Source organism: Streptomyces sp. MBT53, assembly GCF_016654115.1.
In the GTDB taxonomy this organism is placed as follows: domain Bacteria; phylum Actinomycetota; class Actinomycetes; order Streptomycetales; family Streptomycetaceae; genus Streptomyces.
The window spans coordinates 1-4,950 of sequence record NZ_JAEQAZ010000408.1 but is presented as its reverse complement, the minus strand read 5'-3'; the positions used below and the strand labels follow the sequence as shown (position 1 = coordinate 4,950).

The following is a 4,950-nucleotide window of genomic DNA, read 5'->3' as shown; positions in this document are numbered from 1 at the left end:
CCCGCGCGGAGAGCTGTACCGGCGCCCCTGGAGGCCCGGTGGAACTCCACCTCGCCGACGGGGGACTCCTCACCGCCGACAGCGCCGTCCTCGCCACCGGCCCCGCTTCGTCAACTCCCCCTGGACACCGGGCGCGTTGGACGCCGTACACGAGGACACCGCCGACATCCTCCTCGTCGGCACCGGCCTCACCGCCGTAGACCTCGCCCTCACCCTCGACCGCCCCGAACGCACCGTGCACGCCGCCTCCCGCAGCGGACTCCTGCCGCAGTCGCACGCGTTGGGACCGGCCGGCCCGATGGAGGCACCGAGCTGGCCACGCGACCTGACCCTGAACGGACTGCGCCGGACCGTCTACCGGCACGTCAGCCGCTCCGTCCGCACCCACGGCGACTGGCGGCCCGCCCTCGACAGCCTCCGCCCCCACACCGCGCGCCTCTGGCACAGCCTCACCCCCGAAGAACGTGCGGAGTTCCTCGCCCACGAGAGCGCCATCTGGAACACCCACCGCCACCGCATGGCCCCCACCACCGCCGAATCGGTCACCCGGGCCCGCACCGCACGACGCCTCCAGGTCCACACCGGCACGATCACCGAAGTCGCCGAGGATGGCGGCCGGTTGGCGGTCGCACTCTCCAACGGCCGGACGCTGCACGTCGGTTGGGTCATCGACTGCACCGGCCCGGGGCAGCGGCTCGAAGACCCGCTGTGGCGCGGCCTGTTCGAGACGGGAACGGCGGTGCCGGGGCCGCTGGGCATGGGAGTCGCCACCCGCGACGGACGACTCCTCGACGCCCAAGGCCGTTGCCCACGGCCCCTGTTCACCCTCGGCGCCCCACGGCGCGGCGAACTGTGGGAGACCACCGCGATCCCCGAGATCCGCGTCCAGGCCGCCGCCCTGGCCCGGCAACTACTCGCACCTCCGGCCCGCCGCACCGCCCGCCGCAGGCCCGTCGACGGACTCGGACTCCCGCTCTCCACCCACGCCGAGGCCGCCACCGCGTACCGCAGCGGACTCGACCGGGTCCTCAAGGTGCGCGCCGGCGCCGAGGACGCCTTCGCCCGCGCGGTCGCCCTGGACCCCGGATTCGCCCTGGCTCACGCGGCGTTGGCCCTCCTCGGCCACGAGTGCGGAGCCGCCGTCGACGTACCCCGCTCCCTCGCCGACGCCCAGCGCTGCGCCCATGAACGGGCCGACGAGCGGGAGCGGTCCTTCGTGGACGTGATCACCCGCCGGGTCCGATCCGCCGACGGGGACCGCGCGTTGATACGACACCTCGACACCCACCCCGCCGACGCGCTCGCCCTCGCCGCCGCCGTACCCACCATCGCGTTCTCCGGAGTCACCGACCTGGACGACGACTACGCGCTCCGCCTGGTCGAACGCACGTCCCCCGCCTACGACGGGCACTGGTTCCACACCTCGCTGCTCGCGTTCCTGCGACAGGAACAGGGCCGGCTGCACGAGGCGGGCGAACTCGCCCACCGCGCCCTGGGCGCCGAGCCCGCCTCCGGTCACGCCGTGCACGCGCTGGCCCACGTCCACTACGAGTCCGGCGCCCACGAGGCGGGCCGGGACTGGCTCGACGGCTGGGTGTCAGGACAGGGCCGTGGAACGGTCCACCGGGCCCACTTCTCCTGGCACATCGCCCTGCACGAACTCGCGTTGGACGACCCGGCCGCCGTACGCAGGCGCTGGTTCGCCCAGTTGGCGCCCGGGCGGGTGACCGGGGTGCGCGCGCTGGTGGACTCCGGGTCGCTGCTGTGGCGGGCCCGGCTCAGCGGCAACTGGCAAGGGGAGCTGCCCACTTCGGACGTACTGGACTCCGTGGCCCACGAGGTTCTGGAACGACCGGCGACCGCGTTCACCGCGCTGCATGTGGCGGTGGCCCTCACCGCCGCCGGTGACCTTCCGGCACTGCGCCGCCTCCGCGACCACGCGGCGGGGGCCGATCCGGTGCAGCGCGAGGTCATCGCCCCGCTCTGCGAGGCCTTCGCCGCCCTCGTCGAACACCGCTTCCACGACGCGGCCCACGGCCTCGACGCACTGCTTCCGGTCCTGCGCAAGGTCGGCGGCAGCGCGGCCCAACGCGAGGTCGTGGAGGAGACGTTGCTGTACGCACTGGTGTCCGCGGGGCGGTGCGACGCGGCAAGGCGCTTGCTGGACGCGCGACTCGACCGGAAGGCGGCGCCTCGGGACCGGCGGATGCTGGCGGGGTTGGCGGGGTGAGACGGGCGGAGTGGGCGCGCTGGTGTTGACTCCCGCACTGATCGTCGTAGACCCTGCGCCGGTAGCCGGTAGCCGGTAGCCGGTAGCCGGTAGNGAACCTCGTCCCCGACATCGAGCACGGCGACGTCTACGTCTGCGGCCCGCTCGCCTGGATCACCGCCGTCCGCAGGGCGGCCCGCGCTGCCGGAGCCCACCGCGACAGCGTCCACACCGAAGAGTTCGCCTGGTAACAGCCCCTCCCCGACCCGCCTTCAGGAGCACACGACGCGACGCATCACCCTCTGATTCACCGCCACCCTCGCCGTGGCCGCCCTCCTCCTCGCCTTCCAGCTCAACGCCTCCGGCGCGACCGGCAAGTCCGGCGACGGCGGCGACCACATGCCACCCGCGGCCAACGCCTCGGCAATCCCCGGGGACGACACGGCCGGCGACCATGCGGCAAAGCCCGGCGAGAACAAGTAGCCCTCGCCGGGCCCGAATTCACGTCTCACCGATTCACCGATTCACCGCTTCACCGGCTCGCCAACTCCCGCTCCACGGGCGCCTCTTCACGCAGTCCGAACCGGTCGTGCGCCCGCCGCAACACCTTCGGCGCCCACCAGGCCCGCCGGCCGAGCAGGGCCATCGTCGCCGGAACCAGCAGCATCCGTACGACAGTTGCGTCGATCAGCACCGCGAGGGTGAGGCCGAGGCCGATCTGGAGGATCGGGGAGAAGCCGCCCGTCATGAAGGCGCCGAAGACGACCGCCAGCAGCAGGGCGGCGCAGGTGACCACGCGGCCCGAGCGGCGCAGACCGGTCACCACGGCCTCCTGGTCGTCGCCCGTCAGGCGCCGGGCCTCGCGCATCCGGGCCAGGATGAACAGCTCGTAGTCCATGGCGAGCCCGAAGGCGATCGCGACGATCAGCGGCGGCGCCGTCAGGCTCAACGCGCCCAGCCCCTGCGCACCGAGGGCGCCGGCGAGATGGCCGTACTGGAAGACCCACACCACCGCGCCGAGCGAGGCCCCCAGGCTGAGGAGGGTGGTCGCGATCGTGCGCAGCGGGATCAGTACCGAGCCCGTGAAGGCGAACAGGAGGAGGAAGATTCCGGCGAGGACGGTGGCGGCGGCCCAGGGGGCGCGGTCGGCGAGCATCGTGCGGAAGTCGACCAACCGGGCTGCGGTACCGGTGACTTGGACCGGTCCAGTGCCACGTGTCTCCCGGACCTGCCGGACGAGATCGGTCGCCGCGGTGCCGTCGGCGCTGCCGGGCGGTTGCAGGGACACGACCGTGCCACCGTCCGGCAGAGCGCGGGAAGTGGCGGTCGGGGAGAGGGCGCGGACACGGCCGGCGGTCGCGGCGTCGGTGCCCGGTCGCAGGACGACGGTCACGGGGGAGACCCCGGTGCCGGCCGGGAAGTGCGCGTCGACCGTGTCGTACAACTGCCGTGCCTCGGTGGTCTTCGGCAGCTGCTGGGCGTCGCCGATGCTGATCCGCAGGCCGGTGACCGGCAGGGCCAGGACGAGCAGGGCCGGGACGACGACGGCCAGGACGGCGATGCGGCGGCGTGCCGCGAAACGGGCCAGCCGGGCGAAGACCCGCCCCTCCTCGGCCTCCGGCCTGGCCCGCGCGGGCGCGATCCTGGCACCGAACCGGGCCAGCAGTGCGGGGAGCAGCGTGAGCGCGGCCAGCATGTCGACGACGACCACGGCCGCCACCGCGAGGCCCATGCTGCGCAGGAACGTGCTCGGGAAGACGAGCAGACCGGTCAGACTGACGGCGACGGTCAGTCCGGAGAACAGCACGGTACGGCCCGCTCGGGCCACCGTGCGGTGCACCGCCTCCACCACGTCCGCCGTGTCCCGGCGTTCCTCGCGGAAGCGGACCAGCATCAACAGGGCGTAGTCCACGGCGAGTCCGAGCCCCAGCATGGTGGTCACCTGGATCGCGTACACCGAGATGTCGGTGACCTGACTGAAGGCGAACAGCGCCAGGAACGCCCCCGCGATCCCGCTGAGCGCGATCACCAGCGGCAGCGCGGCGGCCCGCAGACCACCGAACACGACCAGCAGCAGGGCGAGTACGACCGGCAGCGAGACCAACTCGGCCCGCTGCACGTCCTGTTGGGCCCGCTCACCGATCTGCTTCCCCAGCAACGGGCCGCCGCTGACATGGACTTCGGGCGCGTCGATCGCCCGGATCCGGTCGGCCGCCGCGTCCACCGCGTGTTCTTCGGCGTCGTCGCCGAGCCCACCCTTGAGTGTGACGGGGATCAGCAGCGCCCGCCCGTCCCGCGAGGTGAGGCCGGGTGTGGTGTACGGGTCCGGTACGGCGGCGATCCCGGCGAGGGCGCGGACGTCGGCCACGGCCCGCTCCACCCGGGCGCGCAGGGCGGGGTCGGAGACCGTGACGCCCGCCACGACACCGGTGACGGTTTCACCGGTCGGATCGACCCGGTCGAGATACTGGGCGGCCAACTCCGACTCGCTGCCCGGGACTTCGGGCACATTGTCGGACAGCCGCCCGAACACGCCCGTCCCGAGCCCGAACCCGAGCAGCAGGAAGAGCACCCAGACGGTGATCACGGTCAGCGGACGGCGGGTCGCCGCCCGGGCGAGTGAGACGAGCACGGTCCCTCCCGGCGGGGCATCGGATGACATGCCCAACAGGCTGCTGCGGGAAGGGGGGCCGCCGGATCGCCGGGACGAGGGGTTTCGGGGACTCGGTCGTGCGGGGGGC

At 73.3% G+C, this 4,950-nt stretch carries 2 protein-coding genes and 1 pseudogene; 2 read left to right on the top strand and 1 reads right to left on the bottom strand.

The window, feature by feature from the left end; translation table 11 throughout:
- Together JHN45_RS51630 and JHN45_RS51625 are read left to right on the top strand one after the other, a co-directional pair.
- A pseudogene (locus JHN45_RS51630) lies at positions 1–2,230 on the top strand (lycopene cyclase); the annotation flags it as partial.
- 303 nt (positions 2,231–2,533) lie between these two features.
- On the top strand, positions 2,534–2,692 hold the full coding sequence (locus tag JHN45_RS51625; RefSeq protein ID WP_236585057.1) for a hypothetical protein: 159 nt from the start codon (positions 2,534–2,536) through the stop codon (positions 2,690–2,692).
- A 49-nt stretch (positions 2,693–2,741) separates the two neighbouring features.
- Here JHN45_RS51625 and JHN45_RS51620 read toward each other — a convergent pair whose 3' ends face one another.
- On the bottom strand, positions 2,742–4,841 hold the full coding sequence (locus JHN45_RS51620; RefSeq protein WP_201056429.1) for an MMPL family transporter: 2,100 nt from the start codon (positions 4,839–4,841) through the stop codon (positions 2,742–2,744).
- Positions 4,842–4,950 lie beyond the last annotated feature (109 nt).